We start from the raw sequence: 25911 nt of genomic DNA on the forward strand, positions 1-25911 counted from the left end.
GCAAAAGTGTATCCTTTTTTAGGTTTGCTCAGCGAGTAATCAGACTTTATAAAATCCGGGCTCATTAAGCAGTGTTTTCCAGAAAAACCGCAGGAATATACCAACCTGTTTTGTAAACGCCCACTGATTGTCCAGATCGACCCAGGGGAGCCGTCGTTCGCGAAGGTTAACCGCCATTTTCCAGATAAATACAATGGGAATCATGCCAATATAATGTAGAATTAGCACCAGATACGCCCCAATTCCGTACTGTTTTCGCACCCATAATAACTGGGATACCTGAATTTGCGGCTTGAAGCGGTTGATATGTGTTACTACGTGCTGTTGATTGTTTTCGTTGCTACCATATTCCAGATGTACGAATTTCTGGTCGCGCAGCAAGAGAAGCCGCCCTTGCTGACCCAGCCGGTATCCCCATTCTACATCTTCGCCATACATAAAGAAACTCTCATCCAACATGCCTGCTTTGGCAATGACAGAAGCTCGGGTCATTAGAAAAGCGCCCGAAAGCCAATCAACCTGATTCGGGTCGTCATATTGTGTATCGGGCATTAGCTTATTTAGCAACCGCTCTGAGGCTTCTGCACCCGGTAAGATATAGAATGCTCGGCGCATCTGCCCGAAGGTTGTATATAAGTTTGGGCGAATCTGGCGATTTGCCTGTAGTTGTATGGCACTCACGGCGGCTACATCAGGTTGCGCATCCAACGCCTGAACGCAATGAGCCAGTATATTGTCGATTAGAAGTGTGTCTGAATTGAGCAAAAGAATATAACGCCCCTGGGCCTGACGAATGCCAAAATTGTTAGCTCGTGCGAAGCCCGAATTATAGCCCATCTGGAACCAGTGTGTAGCTGGAAAAGACGTCTGAATAATAGATTGACTCTTATCTCCCGACTGATTATCAACAACTACTATTTCAAAAGAAATGTCTTGTGTATAGTTATAAACCGACGTCAGACAATCAAGAATGAGTTGAGGAGTTTTATAATTGACAATGATGATGCTTAAATCAGGCAAGGCGATTTTGTTGTAGTTGGGGTGTAAAGGTAGGGAGTTTAACGATCAATCCGGGCCGCCGGTGCGGTTCCAGGTTTCAAGTTGTAGACTCAGCACTTGAAACCTGGAACCGCACCGGCGGCCCGGATTGATCGTTGACTTTCAACCTGAAACCCTAATATAACACCCAAGTATCCTTGCCCCCACCGCCCTGCGAGGAGTTGACGACCAATGAGCCTTTGCGAAGAGCAACCCGCGTTAGACCACCCGGAATTACATTGACACCATCGCCGTAGAGAATATAAGGACGTAAGTCTACGTGACGACCTTCGGCATGGTCACCCACAATACAGGGCACCCGTGAGAGCGAGATAGTAGGCTGGGCAATGTAGTTACGTGGATTCTCCTGAATTTTTTTACGGAACAGTTCGTGTTCTTCGGGCGTAGCTTTAGGCCCGATCAACATGCCGTATCCACCCGCTTCGTTAGCTTCTTTGACCACTAGCTGTTCAATATTTTCCAGCACATATTTACAGTCTTCTTCTTCCCGACAGATGTACGTCCGTACGTTTGGAATGATCGCTTCTTCGCCCAAATAATATTTGATAATGCGCGGCACATAGGCATAAATCACTTTATCGTCGGCAACACCTGTGCCGGGAGCATTGGCTAAAGCCACGCGACCTTTTTTATAAACTTCAAAAATACCCGGCACACCAATCATTGAATCTGGATTGAAAGCCTGCGGGTCCAGGAACGTATCATCAATGCGTCGGTAAATCACGTCCACGATCTGAAAACCTTTAGTGGTACGCATTTTTACATAACCACCCGATACAACCAGGTCACGGGCCTCGACTAGTTCGACACCCATTTGCTGAGCCAGGTAGGAGTGTTCAAAATAAGCCGAATTATAGATGCCGGGGGTTAATACAACCACTGTTGGGTTCGGCCGGTCGGCAATGAACTGGAGCATCTGAAGCAGTCGCGTAGGATAATCAGACACTGGGCGAACACCCGTTTGGGTCAGTACTTCAGGAAAAGTCTGTTTGATAAGTTCCCGATTCTCAAGCATGTATGATACTCCAGACGGGCAACGAAGATTATCTTCGAGTACCATCATTGTGCCATCGTCACCCCGAATCAGGTCAGTACCGGTAATATGGCACCAGATGCCTTTGGGTGGGCGTACGCCCAGGCAACCCGGCAGAAACGATTTACTGGATTCAATCAGGTCACGAGGAACAACGCCGTCGTTCAGGATGCGCTGTTCATTATAAACATCATCCAGAAACATATTAATAGCCTTGATCCGTTGAATAAGACCCTCTTCAAGTCTGTTCCATTCTGCCGACTCAATTACCCGTGGAATAATGTCAATAGGCATAATCCGCTCAGTGCCTTCACCTTCCGAATACACATTGAACGTAATGCCCATGCTCATCAGCGCCCGTTCGGCTGCGTGCTGTCGCCCAATAAGGTCCTCTCGGGTAAGTTGCTCAACACGCTGCTGAAAAGGGACATACCCATCCCGCACTTTTGCCTCGCTGACAAACATCTCATCAAAAAAATTATCTGTTTGATAATCGCTAAATGAGAAGTTAACGGTCGACTGGCCCTGCGATTGAGTCGTACCGTTGAGTGATTGTGACTGGGATTGGTGGGTGTTTTGTTTTTTCATAGAACAATATATTTACAATTGGCAGATTGGCCAAATAGAATATGGAATACCGAATTATCGTGCAAATAAAACGCTATAAAAGTAAAGATTAATAACTGATTGTATTGATTTTTCATTAAAAGGATGTGGTTTTCAATGTAGCCAGAATTAAGCAAAAAACGGTTTTTTTGAAAAATCTGCTTGTAGTTAAGAGGAGTTGTGGGCTGTTAACGATGAGTTGGTGTGCGAATAGGTTCTACTTGATTCTTTTACTCTGTTTTTAATGGTCAATGCCATTAACGGCTCAATTTGAGCATTTTTATTTCTTTTTTCCAGCCTCTGCAACACTAGTCACGAGCATCACGTAAGGAGAGAAGTATCGGCAAACGAAGCTGGTCACGCCTTATTTTTCTGTTTTATTTTTTTAACAAAACCTATCTATTATCTCTATGAAAACATTGCTTGTGTTCAGTTGTGTGGTGGCTTTGGTCGTGGGGTTGAATGCCTGCAATAAAACTGCTGTTGATCCGACCGCCGATGCATCGGCCCGGTCGAGTACGGTTACCAGCACGTCGCTTACGGGGCCGCATAGTCTGACGGCGGTTGATGTTGCCAGTTTGCCTGCAGCTATTACTACCTACATTACAACTAACTATGCGGGGGCAACCATAAAGGATGCCCGGAAGGATGCCGATGGTAATTTTCTGATTGCCATTACGGTTAACAACTCACTAAAACTCTTGCTCTTTAAAGCCGATGGAACCTTTGTGAAAGAAGCAGAAATGCGCTTTGGCCATGCTCCCGGTGACTCGCTCCATCACCGCATGCCTGGTGATTCAGCTCGTCATCATATGCCCGGCGATTCGGCTCATCATCACATGCCTGGCGATTCGCTTCATCATCCTAAACCAACCGTAGGTGACACAACCCATCACTCCCGCCCGGGTGGAGCTGGCCCTGAGCTAACCGAAGTTGCTGTATCGAGCTTACCTGCTGCGATTACAACTTACATTACCACCAATTATGCCGGAGCTACGATTAATAAAGCAGCTCAGGATAAAACAACCAGTGATTATATCGTATCGATTACGACATCCGACAATAAGCGAGGTGTATTGCTGTTCAGTTCTGACGGTACCTTTAAGAAAGCGCTTATTGGCAAGCGATAGGCTGATTTTCTGGTAATTGCAAAAAAGACTCGGCTTGAAACCGAGTCTTTTTTGTTAAATCATGAGGAAATTGTACAAACAAAAGAAACGGTTGTTTTGTCTTGGTATATACTTACTAAACGTATATACATGTTATGAAAACAACATTTTTGACAATCACCCTACTGATCGCTGGTTTATCGGGGGCTATGGCCCAAACAGAAAAGGGTAATCGACTGATGGGCGTTAATGTTGGCAATATCGTCATTCCAACGGAGGGTTCCACTACGCTTATTAGCCTACAGCCAACTTATGGCTGGTTTGTTAGTAATGGCTTGGTAGTCGGGGCTGGTATACCCTTTTTTTACGCTGGTTTAGGAGGAAGTAAGGTTACCCAAATTGGCCTTACCCCCTTCTTACGCTACTACATAGGCCCATCGCAAGTGAAACCTTTTTTAGGAGCCTCTATTGGCGTTGTCAATACGTCGGTATCGAATACCGGATCGCCAACTGCGTCCAGCACCGACGCTGTGTATAGCGCGACGGGCGGCATCGCTTTCTTTATAAACAGGTCAGTGAGTTTCGATTTGGGTCTGACCTATACGGGAGGAGACGGCGGTTCGGTGAATAGTCTTGTTGCCGGTACATCAAACGCGCTCACACCAAATATTCCCAAAGCTCTCAATATCAGCTTAGGCTTTCAGGTTTATTTCGGTAAATGATAATAGCACGCAGATTTAGCGGATTTGTTATGATTTTATCCGCGTAAATCATAACAAATCCGCTAAATCTGCGTGCTATTTTTACAATTTTACCCCGAATCGCTCTCCCAATTCTTCCAGGCTTTTTACGACGGGTTCTACGACCGGAATTCCATTGGCCAGTCGCTCGGCTTCCATCATTCGTTCGGGGTCGCCGGGAATCAGAACTTGTTTTCCATTAACAGCTTTTGCCTGACGGAATCGTTGAATCCAGGTATCCATGTGCGTTTTAAACTCATCGGCTGGCCGGAAGGCATCAATCCGCATGGCACCGAAAAAATGCCCCGTACCTTCACCTACGCCTTCATTGGCCTGCATGAATCCTGCCGTAGCAAAAGGTGGTACCCAAGGCCCATAGTTGGCACCAGACAAAACACCCGAAAAAATATCGACAATAGCGCCCAACCCGTACCCTTTGTGAGACCCGTGTTCACGGTCGGTGCCGAGCGGAAGTAAGGCTCCGCCGTTGCGAATGGCATTGGCATCGGTCGTGGGTTGGCCTTCAGCATTTTGTGCCCAGCCGAGTGGAATGTCCTGTCCTTTGCGCTGCAGGATTTCGAGTTTGCCGTAGGCAACAGCCGTCGACGCAAAATCGGCTAGGAAAGTAGGTTCTGTCGCTGCCGGAATTGCTACCGCAATTGGGTTGGTTCCCAAGAGTTTGTCTAACGAAAAAGTAGGGGCTACAAGGGGTGCTGCATGCGTCATGGCTTGCCCAATCATATCGTGTTCGGTAGCGAGCATAGCGTGATAACCTGCAATACCGAAGTGATTAGAATTACGTACGGCTACCCAACCCGTTCCGGCGATTCGTGCTTTTTCAATAGCTACCTGCATCGCCCAGGGCCCCACAATAAGACCCAGCCCCCGGTCACCATCGACAACTGCTGTAGAAGGAGTCTCATGCACTACACGCATATGCGGCTTGGGGTTGATACGCCCATTGTCGTAAAGTCGGACGTATCCTGGCAGACGCGCTACGCCGTGGGAGTCAACACCCCGAAGGTCGGCGCTGACGAGTACATCGGCAGCTAAATGGGCATCGGTTTCAGAACAGCCGATGGCTATAAAGATTTGTTCGGTAAATGTTCGAAGTTGGTCGGCAGTAATCATAGCCGCAAAGTTCTGTAAGCCGGCGAATTATTTTGTTGCTTTGACCAAATAATTAAACCGTCCACGCATTTATGGAATCTACACTGCCTAAACATCCTGCAACTATGAAAATTTTATTGATAACCATTACTATCTGCGCATGCACAGGATTAGCTTTCGCTCAGGTTGGGGTATCGGGTACCGCCGATGAACAACGGGTTCCGGCTACGCTCCGGCAAGTAACGGTATTTCTGACCCGTGCTCAATTGTCGGCCCAGGCCACGGCTACCTTAGAAGGCGGTACGACCCGATTAGTTATTGACAATGTACCTGCACAGACAGATCCACAAAGCATTCAGGTATCGGGCAAGGGAGATGCCATTATTCAGGGCGTTCAGTTTCGAACTAACTTCCTGACCAAAGCGCCTAAACCTGCCTCGCTACAACGACTGGAAGATTCTCTTCGCACCAATCGGGAAACCTATGAATTACTGACAGTGCAGGAAGACGTACTTCAGCAGGAAAAGAAACTCATTCTGGCGAATCAGCAGGTAGGCGGCAAAACGACGGGTACAACCGTAAAGGAGGTGGCCGATATGGCTGCTTTCTACCGGGAACGACTTACTAAAATTGGTCAGGAGCTTTTGGTACTAACCCGTCGAATGGTGGAACAGAAAAAACGCGTAGAGCGACTTGACGCACAGGTAAATGAGCAGAATGCAAAACGGGAGCGACCCGTGGGCGAAATTGAAGTAACCTTAACCGCCCGGAACCGCACAACTGTCGAACTGGAGTTGAGTTATGTAGTGAGTAACGCGGGCTGGTCACCGATCTACGATGTTCGAGTGCGCGATGCGAAAGGCCCAGCCTCACTGGCCTACAAGGCACAAGTGTATCAGAACACTGGTTTCGACTGGCAAAACGTTCGCCTTACGCTTTCGACTGCTAACCCGGCCCTTCCTGGTTCGCAGCCACAACTATCAACCGATTACGTGGGATTCTATGAGCCTCGGCCTAAATCCAAAACTGCATTTGATGAACAACGATTAAATGAAGTAGTTGTGACAGGATACGGGGGGGCACAACGCAATTTAAGTAAACCCGATGCAGCACCATCGGCTCCTCAACTGGTTAATACATCAACAGTAACACAGGCCGTTGACCAACCAACGAACGTTAGTTTTGTCATTGCACTGCCCTATACGATTCTGACCAATAGTCGCCCGCAATTGGTTGATGTTCAAACCGCCGAACTGCCTGCATTATACAGGTATGAACTGACTCCGAAACTTGATAATGATGCGTTTTTAACGGCTCAAATTACGGGTTGGGATAAACTCAATCTGCTCAACGGTCCCGCCCGGATTTATTTTGAAGGCACATTTGTCGGCGAATCAAGGATAAATCTAACAGAAGCAAAAGATACATTAGGCTTGTCGTTAGGACGCGACAAACGCATTGTTTCCAAGCGTGAGCAAATTGAGGATGTCAACAGTCGAAAAACGATTGGCAGTAATCAGCGGGAGGGACATGCCTATCGGATTAGTTTGCGCAACACGCGCCAGGAACCGGTTAATCTAACTGTTTATGACCAGATTCCAGTTTCGACCGATAGTCGCATTGAGGTATCACTGACCGATGCGGGTGGTGCTGAACTAAATGCTGAAACGGGCAAACTAACCTACCGTCTGATCCTTCAGCCAGGAGAAAGCCGCGCGCTGACATTCCGTTATGAAATAAAGTACCCTAAGGGTCGAGTACTGAGTGAGTAAAAACAGGTACCGATAAATTGACTTAGCATCTTAACATTTTTTTAAGAAACAAATCAGGTAGTTTTGGCTTTATTACCAAAACCACCTGATTTGTTTCTTAAACGCTATGATTTTTCGCTCCTGTCTGATTCTGGCTTGTTGGTTCGTTGTTTCAGTTGCGTCGTATGCACAACCGCAGGATACGCTTACAACCGAACAACTTCTCCAGCGAAAGGGTAACTCCTATACAGCTTTGCTTCGCCCCTCACGTTATCTCGCTCTTGATGTAACCCACACGCTTGGGGGCTTCCACCGGTATCGTTATTTTATTGGTGATGACCTTCACTTCAAAGCCAGGGGTGAGAAATATAATGAGGAGCTTTACGATGTGACAGATAGTACGTTCAGCATTCTAATGGCCAACGAAGTCATGAACCGAGATGAACCCGTAACCTTCCGGTTCGACGAAATAAAAACGGTTATGCTCCATCGTCGAATTCCGTTTGTTACGGCTGCCGGAACACTCTTTCCAATTGCTGGCGGGGTGTATTTGCTGGCCGATGTAGTTAATAACCGAGGATTTTACAGCAATACGCTACCCGTTGTTGGTACATTGGTACTTAGTGGCTTATTATTTCATTTGATTAGTAACCCGCACATCCATATCAATAAAAACCATCGGTTAAAAGTACTACAAACGTATTGAGCCGAAAGCCTGTGCTGGACTAAAAAAATACTGGAAGGAGGGTAAGGATATAATTGCCGAAAGACTTCGCATGTGTCAAAACGACACAAAAATGGACGTTTGGTTTTATAAAAAGTGCTTTTACATTTGCTCTATGTCCAGCTCTATCGACAATTTACAAGCCGACTGGTATCAACAGTATCAACTGTACACAGACACCTATCAATCAGGGCGTTTGTCGTTCATACCAAACTTGTTGCCCCAAACAGCCGTGCAGTTTTCGGTTTACCAAACACTCGAAATTCTGCACAAACGGTTGGGAAATGACACGCTACGTCGAGCATTGAATCCACTCGAAACCATCGAAAGCCCTGCCACAATTTATTCGGATGGCTCCTGGCTTAAGCGTAGCAATATGGTTGGTGTAAATGTTCGAACTATCGGATCGTTCTGGAACATTATCAACTATGTGTTAACGATTCCTGCCAGTCACGATAGTATTCACCTGTTGCCCATCTGGGAGCCAGGTGTAGTTGGTAGCTTGTATGGAATGGTGAGCTGGCAAATTAACCCTGAGTTTTTCGATGTGGCACTGGCCAGCTTCATGCCCGCTCTCGATTCTGTCGAAAAGCAGCTTAAAGTGGTCACGAATCTGCTTCATGCAATGGGTCGCACAGTGGGTATGGATGTTATTCCACATACAGACCGATTCTCGGAAATGGTACTGGCCTGCCCAAGCTTGTTCGAGTGGGTACAGCGCGACGTGAAATCAGGAAAGCCAACCGAACTGGCCGATTATTCCAGCTTTGTTTACAAGTATGTTGAAGATGCTATCTGGCAGTTTTTGAGGTTTCGCGGAGCGGCAGATAATACGCCGTTAACCTGTGCCAAAGATGTTTTTTTCTCGACCGACATTGCCATCCTGACCGATGACCAGCGGTTACGCATTTTGTTTGGAAATTCGCATGACTACGGTGGCCGGTTGAGCCGCCGAATAGCGCTTATTCGCTACTTGGTAGAACAGGGGTTCGAGACGCTACCGATGACAATGGCTCCTCCTTATCGAGGTCTGCACATTGATGAAACTACTTTCACTGTCGATGATGCTGGCCAGATTTGGTACGAATATGCGTTTGACAAACCCGAAGCTATGTCGCGGGTATTTGGTCCATTAGCTCGTTATCGCTTTTACGAATCGAAAGATAATAACCAGAATTGGGAGCTTGATTTTGATCGACCGAACCTGCCTGCCTGGCAATATATTTGTCGTAAGGTTCATGATTGCCAACGAGCGTATAACTTCGATTTCATGCGGGGCGATATGGCACACGTACAAATGCAGCCAGATGGTGTTCCTACAGTGGTCGGAGATTATTATGATCCGTTAAGAGCGATCAAAAAACACGTTCAGGCCAATGGCGTGCCCTATTACGCATTTTTTGCGGAAACATTCCTGGCTCCGCCCGATACGATGGGTTACGGAAATGAACTTGACCATCTTGACGCCATCGAAGCCGATTCGACACTGGGTGATTTACAGTCGATGGTAGTAGGGTCGGCCGAATTCAACCATCGGTTTGCCGATTATTATACGTACCTGAAGACGCACCGTTTCGCGCCCAATTTTACGGTGATAACGGCTGATAAAGACGATCCACGCTTTGATGAGTTCTATCGCACGGGCAATCTGTTTCGCTACTTCACCGCCTTATTTCTGACCGATATGCCCAGCTATGTTAGTTTGGGTTTCGAGGTACGGAACCTGCACAAAGAGCGTGGGGCCAATGAAGAATACTCGAAACTCTACGTTTTCTGGATCGAAGACGACCGGCAACCCGATAAAGTAACACACAGTCCATTTACCTGGGGGCAAAACGCCGATCAGTTTGAAGCCATCCTACGGATACGTCAATTTGCCGAAAGTATCTGGCCTGAGATTGTCGGTAAAGAGACCAAATGGCTAGTTGCTCCGGGTAAAGAAAACTACATTGTATGGACGCATGAGAGCCTGACTGGCTATGTTTTCGCAGCTAGTATGACGGGAAGTCTGCCCAAAATGATAGCAAAATTGCCTACTGGTGAAGTGGTATTTGAGGAAGATGGCTGTCGGGTGTATAAGCTGTTATAGGCTGAAGCCACATGTTTTTGCTATTACCAGCCAGATGTTAAACTAGCTTTCGATACCCACCCAACCTTATCAGTTATGAAGTTTTATTCGATTATTCTCATTAGTCTGGGAATCTTCGCCACGGCCTGTCATAAACAGACTGAAGAACTAGTTGTACCACGCCCGACCTGGAAACTCAGAAGTGATATTTTTCTAGACAATAAAGTTTTGTTAGGTGTTCATGCTACGGATAAACGGCTTGTTATTGCAACTACCAATGCTTTCTTTCAGATGGGTGCTGCTGATACATCGTTTATCAAATACAATAGTAATGGGGGCGGGACACTGTATAGCCTGGGGCCGCAACTTTATTCTCGTTCACTCATTCCGCCCATTTTTAGCAACACACTTTACGTGACCACATCGAGCGACCGAACCTTGATGGGATTTGCCAACATTTACAATATTGTTGATTCTACATATCATTTGGAAGGCTCTAGCGTGGTTAATATAGCCGCTCAAACAAGGATAGCTAATGCCCAGCTCGATGTAAGAGAAATTAATTCGGTCAGTAATCCAGTATTTGGGGCTTATAATGAATCTACTAAAGCACTATTATATCAGGTTGTCGATCCTGCTAATCAAAATTATTATGGGGCGCGCCATGTAATGCTTATGCAAAATCGTAGTACAAGTTCCAACTTTGTTCACTACGGTATCAAAGATGACTTTTATAGCGATTCTGTAGCGGCTGCATTTCCGATCAGTGGTATGATAGCTGTTAAAGACTACTTCATTGCATCACCTATTAGCAGTATCTATGGAGCTAATGGGTTTATATATGCTATTAATGCGAGACTGCCACAGACGAAGGCTAGTATTCAAAAAATTCCAATCACAATAAATACACCCGATAACTACTTTTTCTATAAAGATCATTTATACGGTTATGTAAGCACATCTGGCGAATTGGCCCGATCTGACGATGGTGGCTTCACCTGGCGTAAATTGGGACAAACGAGTCCCTCCTTACGATTCAGTGTCGTGAACGGTAATTTGATTGGCTATGCGTTCGCTCAAGTCTTCTGGCTTGATAACGGTTCCGAAACGTTTTCGAACATTCGGGAATTAACAAACGACGGTTTGGAGTTTAGTCAGATAATGGGTGTTGCAGCTTTTAATAACAAAGTTTTTGCTGCGACGCTAAGCGGTTTATATGCTATTGATGCGGACGGATTTTTTACGGTTAAGCAGAAATAGTACAAGGTGACTTTGCCAAATCCAGATAATGAATCGCAACCTACTCGACGGTCTTAATTTTGCTTCTAAACTGACGCCCAAACGGGTAGCCAATGCGCTGAAAGTGCTGTCGAGTTATTACGTTGCCAAACAGACAGGTCGCCCGGTGCAACGAGGATTGCCGATGTCGATCTCGTTTGAGCCGACCACGAGTTGCAATCTGCGTTGTCCCGAGTGCCCAAGTGGTCTGCGGTCGTTTACCCGCCCAACGGGTATGCTGGGCGAAGACCTTTATAAACGTACTATCGACGAACTCCACGATACACTGTTGTATCTGATTTTCTACTTTCAAGGTGAGCCGTACCTGCATCCGCAGTTCCTGGATTTAGTGCGCTACGCCACCGATCGTAAGATCTATACCGCTACGAGCACCAATGCGCATTACCTCACTGATGCCAATGCCCGAAAAACCGTTGAATCGGGACTGGATCGGTTAATTATTTCGATTGATGGCACTACCCAAGAAGTGTATCAGCAGTATCGGGTAGGGGGGAAGTTGGAGAAAGTGCTCGAAGGCACGAAGAACATCTTGCGCTGGAAAAAAGAATTAAAGTCTAAGACACCGCATGTTGTCTTTCAGTTTCTGGTTGTGAAGCCTAACCAGCATCAGATTGCCGAAGTCAAAAAACTAGCCCGCGAATTAGGCGTCGATGAAGTGGGTCTGAAAACGGCTCAGATTTACGATTACGAACAAGGTTCCGATCTGATTCCGACAATGGATCAATACAGTCGATACGCCCCTCAGACAGACGGGACGTATCGAATTAAAAACGGCTTCGGTGATCATTGCTGGAAAATGTGGCACTCTTGTGTCATTACCTGGGATGGTCTCGTTGTGCCCTGTTGCTTCGACAAAGATGCTCACCACCGACTTGGCGATCTGCAAACCGAATCTTTCGCCGACCTCTGGCATGGGTCAGCTTATCAGGAATTCCGCGAAACCCTATTCCGTTCCCGTTCCGAAATTGAGATGTGCCGGAATTGCACAGAAGGGACGAAGGTATGGGCGTGATTAAAGAACGAAAGAGTGAATGAGCGAAAGAGCGAATAGACCCCGGATGGCTTCGCCCTTTCGCTCTTTAAATCTTACTTCGCCAAATCTTTGTAGCTGATTAGTTGAATCCCTTTGGTTTTGATAAAGGCTTTCACTTTTGAATTTGTCCAGCAGTCTGTTACACCCTGGCGGTCGATGGCGACCTGTTCATAACCGATGTGATGAATGGCCCGAAGCTCTGGGGTATCAAGCCCAGGATGATCGACAAACAGATATGTTTTACCTGCTTCCAGACTTTCGAGCATTTTCATAAAGCTTTCAATCTTCTCTTGAGAAGTGGCATGTGCACCTACATAGCTTGCATTCGCTACGCCTAATTCGTTGGGCATAATATCGAGTTTGTACTCCTTTGCCAGTTTCTTGACCAGTGCTTTTACATCGTCTCCCATGCCCGTACACCCCATGTGTCCCGAGATGTGGCTGACGCGGGGTATCTTTTTTAACGCCAGCTCGATCTGCGCCCGAAACTCCTTTTCCACATCAGCCAACTGCCAGTTATTTTCCACAACGGATCGTTTGGGGTAATTTTTATTTGGGTAAATCATCGGATAAAAATACCCGTCAGCATCCTTCAAGCTAGGACAGTCAGATACGGGGCGCCATTTGATATTATCCCATTCGCTGCTCAGGGTCAGGTGAATACCCACATCGACGGATGAGTTTTCGGCTAGTAAACTAACGGCTTCCGGGAACCACGGCGACGGAACAAGGACCTCAATTGAGGTTTCAATTCCTTCTTTGTAGCATTTGATAAGGGCTTCATTTCCTCCCTGTGCATAGCCCATATCGTCGCCACGAACAATGAGCCGAGGTGGTCCCGTTTGAGCAACAGCAGTGTTAATAATTGCCAGAGAAAGAAGATAAATAAGGCGTTTCATAAAATCAGCGACGCGTTTAAGTCAACCATATATCAAGTCAATTCCGCCGTTTTCTACCCGTTCTTCTCCAGGTATCAAGTTAACCGTATTCAATACACGTCTGTAGTTCATTTTTGCGGGTATTTAGCAAGCTCTAGGAAGAGGAGGATGAGGATATGGAAAGGGGCGATCAGTTTATGAAGAAAAATAGGGCAAAGTCATTTTCTAAAGGGTTTTTCAGATTTGTCGAAAAGGGCTTTGACTGGATTGCGTTAGTTGTTATTGCACTGATTATCCTGTTTGCGCTGGCCTTTTTCAACGTTTAGAGAGATTCGTACAATCCGTGCCACGGTTCTTGTGATTATAAATAGTAGTCGCGGCACGGATTGTACGAATCTCTTTCTTTTTTGCTCATATTTATCAGATAAAGCGGGTAACCGCCAAGGTGTGTGCCGCTTTGATTATTCCTCTTGAAAACCTGATCCCATGAAAAAGCTCCGTGCCGTCATTATCGACGACGAGACCAATGCCCGCCAAGCTCTTTCCAACTTACTTCAACTTCTCTGCCCTGATGTCGAGCTGGTTGGCGAAGCTAAAAACGTAGATCTGGGTATTGAACTCATTAAAAATGAAAAACCCGATCTGGTTTTTCTGGATATTCAAATGCCTGGGAAAACAGGTTTTGACTTATTGGCGGCTTTTGAGAAAGCTGATTTTGGCGTCATTTTTACAACTGCCTATCAGGAGTACGCCATTCGGGCATTTCGATTTAGTGCCATTGATTACCTGCTCAAACCCATTGATCCCGATGAACTTCAGGCGGCTGTGGGAAAATATAAATCTCAGTTGGTGGGCATCAATCCGCAGCAGGTAAAGATTTTGAAGGAATATATCGACGAACCCCGTCAGGCTCGTTTGAATGAACGTACAAAAAACGCCCATCAGCGCATTGCTCTACCTACGGCAGAAGGTATTCACTTTGTTCAGATGACGGACATTATTCAGTGTGAATCGCTGGGTTCGTACACTAAGTTTCATCTAACAGGTAGCAAACCCATTGTGGTGTCGAGGTTGTTGAAAGAGTATGAAGAAATACTCGATAATTATTATTTCTTCCGGGTCCACCAGTCCAACATCGTTAACCTCGAACACATCAAGCGATACGTTAAAGGTGACGGCGGGCAGGTCTGGTTGAGCGATAATACTGAAGTTGAAGTGTCGCGCCGACGCAAAGAAGAGTTTTTGGCCTTATTGTCTGATTTCTATGTCAACTCAGGCAAGATTGCATAATAAATGACAAGTTTTTTCGACAGGATTTACAGGATAAGACAGGATTGATGCTAAATAAAAAATCCTGTCTTATCCTGTAAATCCTGTCGAAAACCTGTTTAATCATCATCGTCGTCGTCTTCAGCACCTGCCAGCTCAGCAGGATAGCGTTTTTTGCCTTTAGCCGTAAACCATAAAATCCGATTGAGAAGGTCATCGTGTCCCCGGTCAATCAAGTGAAATCCGTGGCGCATTGACAGATTGGCAAAACGGAGTGCCGAGCCTTTCAAACCCGTTGGCGATGGATTCATATCGGCCAGATTAACGCGATTAGGTACTACTTTGTACTTGAAGGAAAGATCGGGGTTACTCGAAAAACAGTCAAACATAGGCAGAGCAGTTGCGTCGATGGCATTCATGGGTGGCAATCCCAAAATCTGCTCCATTGTCCGAACCATAGACGTCTGATTGTAATTGGTATGGACGGTTTTCTGCAAACGCGAATAAGGGCTGATAATATAACCTGTAGTCCGGTAGGCCGAAACATGGTCCCAACCCGCCTGCGAATCATCTTCCGTAATAAAAATAACGGTCGATGCCGCAAATCGGCTGTGGGTAATCGCATCGACAATTCGGCCAACGGCCAGGTCATTGTCGGCAACCATCGCTCTAGGTACAGGAAAGGCCGGATTGACACCAGCGGTATGGTCGTTGGGTAACGACATGACCATCAGGTTGGGTAAATCGGCGTTGGGATTGGCGTTTATCTGGTTCAGTTCCTTAATAAAAGCATCAGCGCGCATCTGATCACTGATCGTTTCGTCGTCGCAGCCCGGAAAGTCCATCGAAAGCACAGGCCTTACCCGAGAAATGGTCGTGGTATTGGTATAGGAGAAAGGCTTGCTTTCTTTTCTCATTTGATATAAGCTGCGCCAGTCGTATTGTTTCTCATCGTAATGGCAGGTACAAGCCTCGCCATACATACGAACTGTTTTGCCATGATCGAGGGCATTGTTCCAGATCAACCCTTTTTTGTCATAGACCATCGCATCATACAAAACGTGCGGGTAGCTTCTGAACCAGGCCCGTACGCTCTTTTCCGTATAATCGGTGACCATCGCTGCGCTGGCCCAATGATGCCCTTCTGCCGAGGATTTGCCTGATACATGATAATTGTCGAGCAGTAGGTAGTTGTGGGCAATCCGGTGCTGATTAGGTGTTATGCTATCGCCAAATATGCATAAATCGGACATTCCATTCCCTTGAGGCATATCGCCCAGAACCTGATCATACGTGCGATTTTCCTTGATGATATACAGAACGTGTTTGAAGACCGATGGTTCGCCAATGCGCTCAGGCACTGGGACCGGTGCTACACCAGGTCTGGGTACCAGTTCTGTTAATGCTAACCGGAATTGGAGACTCTGCTGCTTTACCTTTTCTGTAAACGCGGCCAACTGAGCCTCATCTGGTATCGGAATAAAGGAAATGGAAGCCAACTGTTTGTGGGAGTTGTAAGCTTTCAACTCTTTTTTTGTCGGATTTCTGCCTTGCCCACCCTGATCAACGGGATTAGCAACCCGCGCTCCAACGGCTTCTAGGTTCGTTACGTAGAGTTCGTTGTTATTCAGTACAATACCCGACGGATAAGCCTGAGTCGGAATATAGCCTTTGATCTGAGGGTTGCCTGTTCCCTTAGTAGATGCTTTACTACCTAAAGCAACCACGCAAAGGGCATTGTCCATCCCATTGGCCACGTAGAGCGTAGTGCCTTCGGGATTGATGGCCAAGGCGTTTGGCGTGCTGCCAATGTAGCCATTGCCCCGGTTGAATAAGCCTACAAAAATGGAGTCGGTAACTTGCTGAGTATGGGCATCAATCACAGACACATAATCGCTGTTGCCGTTGGCGACATATAGAAATCGCTGATCGGGGCTGCTGATGATAGCGTTTGGATGCAGTCCTACAGACAATTCCTTTTCCGGTTTGCCTTGTTTTATATTGATTATCGAAACCGTGCCCCGTGCCATGGCTCCCGTTTTCGGATCAATATAGGCACTTCCCCAGGGTACACCAGCCGTTTCGAAACCATTGGCGGCATCGGGCACCGGTCCCGCCCAATTGGTGACGTAAGCCTTTTCACCGAGGATAGTCAACCCAAAGGGCGCAACACCCGTTGGAACAGTCCAGATCATTTGCTTGTCTTTTACTCTGACCTTAACAAACTGGTTGTTGCCATTCAACACTGTATATAAGAATAAATCGCCCGCTTCTTCTTTGACCACTACTTCGTTAGGGAGCGCAATGGTTGCCGGAGCGATAGCCTCAAAAGGAATCGTCTGAACCAATCGGGCGTTTTTACCGTCCCAAACGGCCTGCATAACATACGAGTTAGGCTTCCCACGACCACCCGCTCCCCAGAAAATATAGGTCGAATCGTGATGGACGATGGCTTTGATCCCCGAGAACGAACTCATGCTTCCTCTGACAGCCGAGCCTTTATTATAATCCCATCGCGAAATCAGCTGTTGACTTTTTACATCGAAAAACGCGACGCCATACCGGTCTTCGACAGCCAGTGTTTTCTTGTCGGGCAACAACACGGCATCCAGACTGTGGTTTTCAGCACTGGCATCACCAAAGCTGACCGATTTCCCGGCTGCATCAATGATTCGGTTGTAAGGCATTATAAATGGAGAACTGGCACTGTATAATGTGCTATCATCCGAAGAAGTCTTATAGCCCGACGAAGAACTGGTGATTGATGTTGTAGGACTGAATCGGTGGCAGCCTTCCAGTAGAATTAAACTGAAAAGAATAGATAGACTGCAAGTGAGTGGCGCAAAACGAATTTTCATAAAAAATGATTGGCAGTAAAATCGGAGAAATAAAGATACGCCTTCTGCCAGTTAGTTGAGAGGTAGCCTTGACGCAGATGTTGGGCAGTTGTTTGGGTATAAACATACCTGTCTTCAGGTAATAGGCAATGCCTCACTCGATTAAGTGATTATGAACCTTACCGATTGGAGGTTTATAATCAAACCGATACGTTCCTGATGAAATTTTGTGGAACATTCCGTGGAACAGTTCTTGCATTCGTGGAAACTAACCGGCATCTTTGGGACTGCAACGCACAGACCCATGGGTAAAGTCATTGCTATCGCCAACCAAAAGGGGGGCGTCGGTAAAACTACGACAACTATCAATTTGGCCGCCAGTTTGGCCGCCCTCGAATTTCAGACGCTCATTGTTGATGCTGATCCACAGGCGAATTCCACGTCGGGGTTAGGTTACAATCCGAAAGAAATCGAAAACAGCATTTACGAATGTATGGTCGAGGGCGTTCGCCCGCAAGATGCCATTATTCAGACGGACTTTCCGAACCTGGATCTATTGCCATCCCACATCGACCTGGTCGGGGCTGAGATCGAAATGATCAACCTTCAGAACCGGGAGGACAAGATGAAAACTACGCTCGATAGCATTCGCGATGAGTACGATTTCATTATTATTGACTGCTCGCCTTCTTTAGGTCTCATTACGATCAACAGCCTTACAGCTGCTGACTCGGTTATTATTCCGGTTCAGTGCGAGTATTTCGCGCTTGAAGGATTGGGCAAGTTGCTCAATACTATCAAGATCATTCAGTCGAGGCTGAACACGCATCTGGCTATCGAAGGCATTTTGCTGACGATGTACGATTTGCGCGTTCGCCTGTCGAATCAGGTTGTGGGGGAAGTAACCAGCCATTTTCAGCAAATGGTATTTAGTACCATCATTCCGCGTAACATTCGGCTGAGCGAATCGCCCAGCTTTGGCGTTCCGGCTCTGGCGCAGGATGCCGACAGCAAAGGAGCCGTCAGTTATCTGAACCTGGCCCGAGAGATTCTGATTAAGAATGGCTTGATGCCGCAGGAAGCTTAAAATATATAGGATGTATGATATAGGATATATACCTGCTTTGCGGCATTCCTACATCCTACATCCTATATCATACATATTTACGTATGGACAACGCAAACACCAAAGCACCGAATAAGAAGATGATAGGATTGGGCCGTGGCTTGGGTGCCTTGCTGCACGATAGCGAATCGGTCAGTCGGCAATCGAAGCCGTCGCCGTTTGAGTCTATCAGTACAATGACCGAAATTAGTCTGACGCTGATTGAAACAAATCCTTTTCAACCCCGGACTCGATTTGATGAGGAAGCTCTTCAGGAACTCGCCGACTCTATTCGGACACAGGGTATTATTCAGCCCATTACAGTTCGACAATTAGGCAAAGAACGGTACCAACTTATTGCAGGTGAACGCCGTTTGCAGGCATCTAAAATTGCTGGTCTGACGAGTATTCCGGCTTATGTTCGCACGGCCAATGATCAGCAAATGCTGGAGATGGCTCTGATTGAGAACATTCAGCGTGAAAACCTCAATGCTATTGAAATTGCCCTCAGCTACCAACGACTCATTACGGAGTGTAGTCTGAAACAGGAAGAATTAGGTGAACGTGTTGGCAAAAATCGTACAACGGTCAATAATTATATTCGACTGCTGAAACTACCTCCCGTTATTCAGGCATCGTTACGCGACAATAAGATTTCGATGGGTCATGCCCGGGCTATTATCAATATTGAGAACCCCGATGCTCAAATTCGACTCTTTACGAAAGCTGTCGATGAAGAATGGTCGGTGCGTAAAGTAGAAGAAGCCGTTCGGAACCTGTCCGAAGATGCCCATGAACTGACCACTACCCGGCGCATTACATTGCCGAAGCAGGAAATGCGCAGCCTTCAGTTTAAGTTATCGTCGCTGTTCGGTACACGCGTATCGATAAAAGCTGATGAGAAACATAAGGGCGAAATCAAGATTCCGTTTACTTCTCAGGAAGAATTGACCAAAATCCTGGAGGTGCTGAACTCGCAGAGTTGAACTCGTGGAGCTAAGCTCTTGGGACGGAGTTCGCAGCGCTAAACTCGCAGACGAAATCGTGTTAAATTACTTTAAAAGGGAGAATAAATGGATAAACCAGGGAGTCATTGGGCGTTGTCTGTTTATGAAGCTGTTCTCCTCCTCATTCGTTGTTTTCCTGTTATTGGTTTTGCCAGTCTGGCCACTCCTGGCTCAGAGTCCAGCTATCAAACCAGCGCCAACACCAGCCGCTACAGATTCGACCCGTCAAATTCGTTCGGCTACTGATACCATTCCCGCCACAATCCGACGAAATGGCATAAAGGTCGGTACTTCGGTATTAACGCAAGATGATGATTCGACCTCATTAGATGGTCCTGATACACTACGTGTAACTGCAAAACAAGAGGCCCAGATCCATAAGATTATTCCGAAAAAGGCAACGCTTCGCTCTGTAATGTTGCCGGGTCTTGGACAAGCATACAACCGACAGTACTACAAAATCCCGTTCATATACGCTGGTTTTGGCGTAATGGGTTACTTGTTCGTCAAATACCGAGGACTGGCAGCAGAAGCTGCAGTGGGCTATGGTCGGTTGTTGTTTGGTGATGTTGTAGCGGGCGCTTATACAGTTAAACTAGACCCTGCTTTATTTCCGAGTGTGATTACGAATGTTATTTCTGTAACTGCAGTCCGCCAACCCCCAGATAAAGTTCTTATTGGTCAACAATACTTCTATACATCATCGGGAGCCAAGAATGCTTATGACACCTATCGGCGCTATCGGGATTTAAATATTCTTTTGTCCGTAGTTTTGTATGCCGTAAATATTGTGGAAGCCAATGTGGCGGCTCATTTAAAAACTTTTGATTTAACCGACGATATTTCGATGCTCGTCGAACCCAATGTAATTCCTATGCCTGGAGCCGGTTTGGTGCCGGGCGTTCGGATAGCTTTTACTTTTAAATAAGTTTAAAGTTTACGGTTTGAGGTTGGCTAACATCAGCAATTTCGCGACAGAAAAACGATAACCGTAAACTTCAAACCTCAAACGTCAAACTAACTTGAATATTCTCCTTCTTGGCTACGGCAAAATGGGTAAAACGATAGAGCAGATTGCGCTCGAACGAGGCCATCAGATTGCGGGCCGCATTGATGCCGATAATCACGCTGATTTAGCTAATCTTGAACCTGACGATGTCGATGTCGTTATTGAATTTAGTTCGCCCGATTCGGCGGTCGAAAATATAACCTATTGCTTGGAGCGAGGCTGGCCAGTGGTTTGTGGCACAACAGGCTGGCTCAGCCATCGTGCTGAAATTGAAGCACTCTGCCGCGACAATAAAGGGGCGTTTTTTTACGCATCAAACTATAGTATCGGCGTTAATCTGTTTTTTCGGTTGAATAAAACGCTGGCGCAGTTCATGCGTAATTATCCATCGTACCATGTGTCGATGACCGAAATTCATCATACTGAAAAGAAAGACGCACCAAGCGGAACGGCCATTACACTTGCTGAGGGGGTCCTGGAGCGCTTGCCTAACAAACATCGCTGGGTTAATAATGAAGCTGGTCGCGATCCTATTCCTGTAGGCGATGATGCCATTGAAATTGAATCTTTGCGCGAAGGAAACGTACCGGGTACTCATACAGTGCGATACGAATCGGAGGTGGACCGCATTGAAATTACGCACGTAGCGCACAATCGGTTGGGGTTTGCGATGGGCGCTGTGGTTGCAGCCGAATGGCTTGTAGGAAAGGAGGGTATATTTGGTATGGATGATCTGTTAGGAAATGCTTAAATTTGTTTCAGGTTCTATAGTTAATCGTCTGGTTTGCGCCTGATTAACCTGGGACCTAAAACCTGAAACTTAGAATATTCTGTGTCTGAAGTAAAAACCAGAGCCGAAGTTAAACCGGCTAAAGCTAAGAAATCGCCCGTTCGCGAATGGTTCGATTCCGTCTTATTTGCCGTCGTAGCGGCCACGCTAATTCGATGGCTGTTTATGGAAGCGTTTACAATTCCAACGCCTTCAATGGAAAACAGCCTGATGGTTGGTGATTTCCTGTTCGTAAGTAAGCTGCATTATGGCACCCGAACACCTCGTACGCCATTACAGGTGCCACTCACACACCAGAAAATCTGGGGTACCGATATTCCATCGTATAGCACGGCTATTCAGTTGCCATCGTATCGTTTGCCAGGATTTACTCACGTCAAAAATGGTGATGTGGTTGTTTTCAACGTGCCGCCTAAATACCTCAACGATAATATTGATTATCCTGTTGATCTGAAAACTAACTACATCAAACGGTGCATTGGTATTCCGGGCGATGTGCTGGAAGTGCGGGAGCGCCAGGTATTTGTAAATGGAAAACCGTTTCCAACTCCTCCTCGTGCCGAGCAAAAGTATTTCATTAAAACAACAGAAACGCTTGACGCGAATTTTTTCCGCAAGTACGATATCGTTAACGATTACCGCGACCCCAGCCAACCAACCGAAAACTGGAAGCCGCTAGAGCAATATAACGACTCGACCAAAACCTCAATAATGGTCGGTTATAGCATTAACACGACTGAGGATGTAATTGCTAAATTCAAAGGATTTGATTGGGTAAAAGGTATCGAGCCAATGTCTGATAAGCCTGGCGAGATGTCTCCTATGATTTATGGTACGCCTACATTCAAGTGGAACCATGATAATTTTGGACCGATCACCATTCCGAAAAAAGATGTGACAATTCAGATCAATGCACAGACCATTGCACTCTACGGACCAGTCATTCAACTTTACGAAGGAAATGAAAAGGTTGAGGTAGAACCGGCAAGTATTAAAATCGACGGTAAAACGATTACCTCATATACGTTCAAACAGGATTATTACTTCATGATGGGCGACAATCGCGATAACTCACTCGATTCGCGGTTCTGGGGCTTTGTTCCCGAAGATCACATTGTGGGTAAAGCCGTATTTGTCTGGATGTCACTCGATCCAAATCCGGCCAATATCTGGAATAAAATTCGCTGGAATCGATTATTTCGAACAATCGATTAGCAAGATCAAGATAGAATTAACTCAAACCCCCAAATTTGTTTACGCGCGGTGTAGCAGATTTGGGGGTTTGGCTTACCTACAATTTGTAGGTTAATATGCTCGTTTTTACGGCAATACGTTGAAAGAGATTTTTAGTTATGAACGTTACAGCTACCCTATTTCAGAAATTGACTGATGGCAATCACCTATGGCTCAGGATTTTCCTGTTGTTAATCTTTATTCATGGAGAAGGCTCTCTGGTATTAGCTAAAGGGAAAAATACACATTCTGGCGCTCGGACAACTTCCAGCAAGAACCGAGTGGTGAAAAAGGTTAATAAACGTTCTGTCAGTAATAAAGTGCGGTTGGTCAGTCATAAAATGACTAAGTCAGTAGTTGCTGTAAAGACTGAAAAGAAAGCAGGCTCTACGCTGTCATTGTTAGGATCAGCGTATGCTCATGTCGCGGTTAAAGATCAGAAGCTGAGGGGAGCGGTCTATTATTTAGTTTCAGGACATGGCGGGCCAGATCCAGGTGCACTAGGCCATTTTGGAAAATATATATTACCAGAAGACGAATATGCGTATGATGTAACGATTCGGCTAGCCCGTGCGCTGATGGAGCATGGCGCAACTATTTATATGATTGTTCGTGATCTGAATGATGGAATACGAGATGCAAACGTATTGAAATTGGATCATGATGAGGTTACGTATCCTAATCAGACGATTCCGCTTAACCAAACGTTACGGTTGCGCCAGTGTACGGATGCTGTTAATAAATTACATCGGAAACACCAGGAAGCTTATCAGCGTATGGTGACTATTCATGTCGATAGTCGGAGTGAAGGTCAGAATATCGACGTGTTCTTTTATCACCATGAAAATAGCAAGGTTGGTAAACGATTGGCCAAACACATTCATAAAAGCTTCAAAGCGGGTTATAAGCGTAGCCAACCTACCCGAAATTATTTAGGAACGGTGTCGGATAGGAGCAGTTTGTATGTGGTTAAAAATAGCCATCCACCTACCGTTTTTATTGAACTGGGCAATATCCGTAATAATAAAGACCAACAGCGGTTTTTACTGGCCGATAATCGGCAAGCGCTGGCAAACTGGATATGCGCAGGTTTACAAACAGATTATAAGTCTAAGCAATAAGTGATTGAGTGGCAACTTACCACTCAATTGGGGCTAAGCCCTTACTTTCCAGATAGGCATTTGCCTGACTGAAATGTTTAGTGCCGAACCAGCCTCCGTAATTAGCGGCCATGGGAGAAGGGTGTTTGGCTTTTAGAACCAAATGTTTTTTGCTATCGATAACGGCTCCTTTCTTCTGTGCATAGGCGCCCCAAAGCATAAAAACAACGTTTCGCTTTTCATCTGAAATCAGCTTAATAACAGCATCGGTGAAGGTTTCCCAGCCTTTACCCTGATGTGAGCCTGCTTGCCCAGCTCGAACAGTAAGCGTGGAGTTTAGCAACATAACTCCCTGGCTGGCCCATCGTTCAAGGTTTCCCGATTTAGGTACGGGTTTACCCAGATCGTCCTGAATTTCCTTGAAAATATTGATTAAGGAGGGAGGTTTGGCAATACCATCGGCTACCGAAAACGCCAGACCATTTGCCTGTCCTTCGCCATGATAAGGGTCCTGACCGAGAATAACAACGCGGGTATTGTCGAAATTACATTTATCGAAAGCGTTGAAAATCAGGCGCCCCGGTGGATAAACACGTTGCGTACTATATTCGTGACGAATGAACTCAGCAAGCTCAACGAAGTAGGGTTTGTCGAATTCAGCTTGCAGGCGAATTTTCCACGATTCGGCAATGGATACATTCATGTAGGGAACTGATAAAGGTGATAAGGCATTATACGCCTATAAACGCCAGAGCCTAATATCTGAAAATATTTTCAGACCAGTTCTTGCGTAACAAAACTAATCAACTTAATTTTCGTTCTAAGGTTGCAAACGATACTAAATTTATGGTTTCGTCAGTCACAGAAGGCGTAAAAGTGAGCGTGAAGACTGAGTATCAGGCCGATTATTCCAGTCCTCTCCAGGCTCACTACGTATTTACCTATCGTATTACCATCGAAAACGCCAGCGACTATACTATTCAGTTGCTCCGGCGTCATTGGTTAATTTTCGACTCGAACGGCACGGTTCGCGAAGTTGAAGGCGAAGGAGTTGTTGGGCTCCAGCCTGTACTTGAGCCGGGCGAAGTTCACGAATATGTGTCGGGCTGTAACCTTCGGTCAAGTATCGGGAAAATGACGGGTACCTACCTCGTCGAGCGGATGATCGATGGTAAGCAATTGCGCATCGGTATTCCCGAATTCACGATGGTCGTGCCTTATAAACTTAATTAGATGTATGCTATGTGATATATGATGTATTTCTGCTTCTATACATCATATATCCTACATCTTACTTCATACCTATTTTGATTACCGCTTATCTTCGTTATCTGAGTCGCGCTCGCGACGAACATTCGCTTCATTCTCCTTTTCTTTTTGCGTTATACACAGACGTTATTCGGGCGAAACAGGCTTCTAAAGCTTTATTTGCACCTATTCAGGCAGTACGAAAAGAACTTCGCAGGAGTCGCCAGCTTATCACTATTACCGATTTTGGGGCCGGAGCCCGGTGGGGAGCCGCGCGAAAGGTGGGCTCTAAGGTAACTCCTGCTCGACAACGTACTATAGGGAATATTGCTCGGAATTCGCAGAAACCAAGTCGCTTTGGTCGTTTACTATTCCGGCTTATCCAGCGATTTCAGGCAAAGAACATTGTTGACCTAGGAACTTCTCTGGGTATCACTACGGCTTATTTGGCCGAAGCTACTAAACCATTTGGTGGTCATGTGCTGACGTTTGAAGGATGCCCCGAAACGGCCGCTATTGCCCAACAGAATTTTGATCGATTAGGGGTTGATAATGTGGATATCGTTGTGGGTAACTTAGATGAAACACTAACTTCTGCCGTGGTTTCTCTTGACCCCATCGATTTCGTTTTTTTTGATGCTAACCACCGCTACGAACCTACTATTCGCTACTTCGAAACCTGCCTGACGAATATTCATAATGACACCGTGTTTGTATTTGATGATATTCACTGGTCGGCAGAAATGGAGGAGGCATGGGCTTATATCAAAGCTCATCCCTACGTTAGTGTAACGGTCGATTTATTCTGGGTGGGTTTAGTTTTCTTTCGCCAGGAGCAGCCAAAACAGGATTTTATCCTACAGTTTTAACGCGCTTTTAACGGAAATCGGAAGGAATTACGTT

General features: G+C 46.1%; 22 protein-coding genes. 16 read left to right on the plus strand and 6 right to left on the minus strand.

Going from position 1 to position 25911, the window contains the following annotated elements:
• Positions 1 to 39: 39 nt before the first annotated feature.
• Positions 40 to 1020, minus strand: a complete 981-nt coding sequence (locus tag GO755_RS22710; RefSeq protein WP_157587594.1) for a glycosyltransferase family 2 protein — start codon at positions 1018 to 1020, stop codon at positions 40 to 42.
• A 154-nt stretch (positions 1021 to 1174) separates the two neighbouring features.
• Positions 1175 to 2680, minus strand: a complete 1506-nt coding sequence (locus tag GO755_RS22715; protein ID WP_157587595.1) for a circularly permuted type 2 ATP-grasp protein — start codon at positions 2678 to 2680, stop codon at positions 1175 to 1177.
• 428 nt (positions 2681 to 3108) lie between these two features.
• Between GO755_RS22715 and GO755_RS22720 the strand changes: the two genes are divergently transcribed.
• Positions 3109 to 3828 carry a PepSY-like domain-containing protein gene (locus GO755_RS22720; protein ID WP_157587596.1) on the plus strand — a complete coding sequence of 240 codons (720 nt, stop codon included), beginning with the start codon at positions 3109 to 3111 and terminating at the stop codon, positions 3826 to 3828.
• A 134-nt stretch (positions 3829 to 3962) separates the two neighbouring features.
• Complete coding sequence (locus GO755_RS22725) at positions 3963 to 4529, plus strand: hypothetical protein (RefSeq protein WP_157587597.1); 567 nt, start codon at positions 3963 to 3965, stop codon at positions 4527 to 4529.
• Between the two features lie 81 nt (positions 4530 to 4610).
• Here GO755_RS22725 and GO755_RS22730 read toward each other — a convergent pair whose 3' ends face one another.
• Positions 4611 to 5678: an Ldh family oxidoreductase gene (locus GO755_RS22730; protein ID WP_157587598.1), complete on the minus strand. Its 1068-nt coding sequence runs from the start codon at positions 5676 to 5678 to the stop codon at positions 4611 to 4613.
• Positions 5679 to 5782: 104 nt separating this feature from the next.
• On the opposite strand from GO755_RS22730, the gene GO755_RS22735 reads away from it, so the two are divergent.
• The 5 genes from GO755_RS22735 (at position 5783) to GO755_RS22755 (ending at position 12511) form a co-directional block, all read left to right on the plus strand.
• Positions 5783 to 7429, plus strand: a complete 1647-nt coding sequence (locus GO755_RS22735; RefSeq protein ID WP_198174902.1) for a DUF4139 domain-containing protein — start codon at positions 5783 to 5785, stop codon at positions 7427 to 7429.
• Between the two features lie 106 nt (positions 7430 to 7535).
• Entirely contained in the window at positions 7536 to 8114 is a 579-nt protein-coding gene (locus GO755_RS22740; RefSeq protein WP_157587600.1) for a hypothetical protein, read from the plus strand.
• A gap of 133 nt (positions 8115 to 8247) precedes the next feature.
• Entirely contained in the window at positions 8248 to 10221 is a 1974-nt protein-coding gene (locus tag GO755_RS22745) for a hypothetical protein (protein WP_157587601.1), read from the plus strand.
• 75 nt (positions 10222 to 10296) lie between these two features.
• Positions 10297 to 11460, plus strand: coding sequence for a beta propeller repeat protein (locus GO755_RS22750; protein ID WP_157587602.1), 1164 nt, complete (start codon positions 10297 to 10299; stop codon positions 11458 to 11460).
• Positions 11461 to 11488: 28 nt separating this feature from the next.
• On the plus strand, positions 11489 to 12511 hold the full coding sequence (locus GO755_RS22755) for an SPASM domain-containing protein (protein WP_157587603.1): 1023 nt from the start codon (positions 11489 to 11491) through the stop codon (positions 12509 to 12511).
• Between the two features lie 74 nt (positions 12512 to 12585).
• Here GO755_RS22755 and GO755_RS22760 read toward each other — a convergent pair whose 3' ends face one another.
• Positions 12586 to 13431, minus strand: a complete 846-nt coding sequence (locus GO755_RS22760) for a polysaccharide deacetylase family protein (protein WP_157587604.1) — start codon at positions 13429 to 13431, stop codon at positions 12586 to 12588.
• Positions 13432 to 13896: 465 nt separating this feature from the next.
• On the opposite strand from GO755_RS22760, the gene GO755_RS22765 reads away from it, so the two are divergent.
• Entirely contained in the window at positions 13897 to 14700 is an 804-nt protein-coding gene (locus tag GO755_RS22765; RefSeq protein WP_157587605.1) for a LytR/AlgR family response regulator transcription factor, read from the plus strand.
• Between the two features lie 98 nt (positions 14701 to 14798).
• Here the strand turns inward: GO755_RS22765 and GO755_RS22770 are convergent, their stop codons facing one another.
• The gene (locus GO755_RS22770; protein WP_157587606.1) at positions 14799 to 17537 is read right to left on the minus strand and encodes a YncE family protein; all 2739 of its coding nucleotides are present in this window, start codon (positions 17535 to 17537) and stop codon (positions 14799 to 14801) included.
• Between the two features lie 283 nt (positions 17538 to 17820).
• On the opposite strand from GO755_RS22770, the gene GO755_RS22775 reads away from it, so the two are divergent.
• The 6 genes from GO755_RS22775 to GO755_RS22800 all read left to right on the plus strand — a co-directional run bounded on the left by GO755_RS22775 (position 17821) and on the right by GO755_RS22800 (position 23781).
• Positions 17821 to 18603: a ParA family protein gene (locus tag GO755_RS22775; protein WP_157587607.1), complete on the plus strand. Its 783-nt coding sequence runs from the start codon at positions 17821 to 17823 to the stop codon at positions 18601 to 18603.
• Between the two features lie 83 nt (positions 18604 to 18686).
• A complete protein-coding gene (locus tag GO755_RS22780; protein WP_157587608.1) occupies positions 18687 to 19607 on the plus strand; it encodes a ParB/RepB/Spo0J family partition protein in 921 nt (306 codons plus the stop codon).
• Between the two features lie 124 nt (positions 19608 to 19731).
• On the plus strand, positions 19732 to 20556 hold the full coding sequence (locus GO755_RS22785) for a DUF5683 domain-containing protein (RefSeq protein WP_157587609.1): 825 nt from the start codon (positions 19732 to 19734) through the stop codon (positions 20554 to 20556).
• A 94-nt stretch (positions 20557 to 20650) separates the two neighbouring features.
• The gene (gene dapB, locus GO755_RS22790) at positions 20651 to 21388 is read left to right on the plus strand and encodes a 4-hydroxy-tetrahydrodipicolinate reductase (RefSeq protein ID WP_157587610.1); all 738 of its coding nucleotides are present in this window, start codon (positions 20651 to 20653) and stop codon (positions 21386 to 21388) included.
• Positions 21389 to 21469: 81 nt separating this feature from the next.
• A complete protein-coding gene (gene lepB, locus GO755_RS22795; RefSeq protein ID WP_317165940.1) occupies positions 21470 to 22642 on the plus strand; it encodes a signal peptidase I in 1173 nt (390 codons plus the stop codon).
• A 137-nt stretch (positions 22643 to 22779) separates the two neighbouring features.
• Positions 22780 to 23781: an N-acetylmuramoyl-L-alanine amidase family protein gene (locus GO755_RS22800; protein ID WP_198174903.1), complete on the plus strand. Its 1002-nt coding sequence runs from the start codon at positions 22780 to 22782 to the stop codon at positions 23779 to 23781.
• A gap of 16 nt (positions 23782 to 23797) precedes the next feature.
• Here the strand turns inward: GO755_RS22800 and ung are convergent, their stop codons facing one another.
• Complete coding sequence (ung, locus tag GO755_RS22805; RefSeq protein WP_157587611.1) at positions 23798 to 24463, minus strand: uracil-DNA glycosylase; 666 nt, start codon at positions 24461 to 24463, stop codon at positions 23798 to 23800.
• A 143-nt stretch (positions 24464 to 24606) separates the two neighbouring features.
• On the opposite strand from ung, the gene apaG reads away from it, so the two are divergent.
• Positions 24607 to 24993, plus strand: a complete 387-nt coding sequence (apaG, locus tag GO755_RS22810) for a Co2+/Mg2+ efflux protein ApaG (protein WP_111344227.1) — start codon at positions 24607 to 24609, stop codon at positions 24991 to 24993.
• A gap of 74 nt (positions 24994 to 25067) precedes the next feature.
• Entirely contained in the window at positions 25068 to 25877 is an 810-nt protein-coding gene (locus GO755_RS22815) for an O-methyltransferase (RefSeq protein ID WP_157587612.1), read from the plus strand.
• Positions 25878 to 25911 lie beyond the last annotated feature (34 nt).

The sequence above is a fragment of the Spirosoma arboris genome (assembly GCF_009754945.1).
Classification (GTDB): domain Bacteria; phylum Bacteroidota; class Bacteroidia; order Cytophagales; family Spirosomataceae; genus Spirosoma; species Spirosoma arboris.

Coding starts and splice junctions, on each gene's coding strand:
- GO755_RS22715 (WP_157587595.1), bottom strand. CDS start 2,680: ATGAAAAAACAAAACACCCACCAATCCCAGTCACAATCACTCAACGGT.
- GO755_RS22720 (WP_157587596.1), top strand. CDS start 3,109: ATGAAAACATTGCTTGTGTTCAGTTGTGTGGTGGCTTTGGTCGTGGGG.
- GO755_RS22725 (WP_157587597.1), top strand. CDS start 3,963: ATGAAAACAACATTTTTGACAATCACCCTACTGATCGCTGGTTTATCG.
- GO755_RS22730 (WP_157587598.1), bottom strand. CDS start 5,678: ATGATTACTGCCGACCAACTTCGAACATTTACCGAACAAATCTTTATA.
- GO755_RS22735 (WP_198174902.1), top strand. CDS start 5,783: ATGAAAATTTTATTGATAACCATTACTATCTGCGCATGCACAGGATTA.
- GO755_RS22740 (WP_157587600.1), top strand. CDS start 7,536: ATGATTTTTCGCTCCTGTCTGATTCTGGCTTGTTGGTTCGTTGTTTCA.
- GO755_RS22745 (WP_157587601.1), top strand. CDS start 8,248: ATGTCCAGCTCTATCGACAATTTACAAGCCGACTGGTATCAACAGTAT.
- GO755_RS22750 (WP_157587602.1), top strand. CDS start 10,297: ATGAAGTTTTATTCGATTATTCTCATTAGTCTGGGAATCTTCGCCACG.
- GO755_RS22755 (WP_157587603.1), top strand. CDS start 11,489: ATGAATCGCAACCTACTCGACGGTCTTAATTTTGCTTCTAAACTGACG.
- GO755_RS22760 (WP_157587604.1), bottom strand. CDS start 13,431: ATGAAACGCCTTATTTATCTTCTTTCTCTGGCAATTATTAACACTGCT.
- GO755_RS22765 (WP_157587605.1), top strand. CDS start 13,897: ATGAAAAAGCTCCGTGCCGTCATTATCGACGACGAGACCAATGCCCGC.
- GO755_RS22770 (WP_157587606.1), bottom strand. CDS start 17,537: ATGAAAATTCGTTTTGCGCCACTCACTTGCAGTCTATCTATTCTTTTC.
- GO755_RS22775 (WP_157587607.1), top strand. CDS start 17,821: ATGGGTAAAGTCATTGCTATCGCCAACCAAAAGGGGGGCGTCGGTAAA.
- GO755_RS22780 (WP_157587608.1), top strand. CDS start 18,687: ATGGACAACGCAAACACCAAAGCACCGAATAAGAAGATGATAGGATTG.
- GO755_RS22785 (WP_157587609.1), top strand. CDS start 19,732: ATGAAGCTGTTCTCCTCCTCATTCGTTGTTTTCCTGTTATTGGTTTTG.
- GO755_RS22800 (WP_198174903.1), top strand. CDS start 22,780: ATGAACGTTACAGCTACCCTATTTCAGAAATTGACTGATGGCAATCAC.
- ung (WP_157587611.1), bottom strand. CDS start 24,463: ATGAATGTATCCATTGCCGAATCGTGGAAAATTCGCCTGCAAGCTGAA.
- apaG (WP_111344227.1), top strand. CDS start 24,607: ATGGTTTCGTCAGTCACAGAAGGCGTAAAAGTGAGCGTGAAGACTGAG.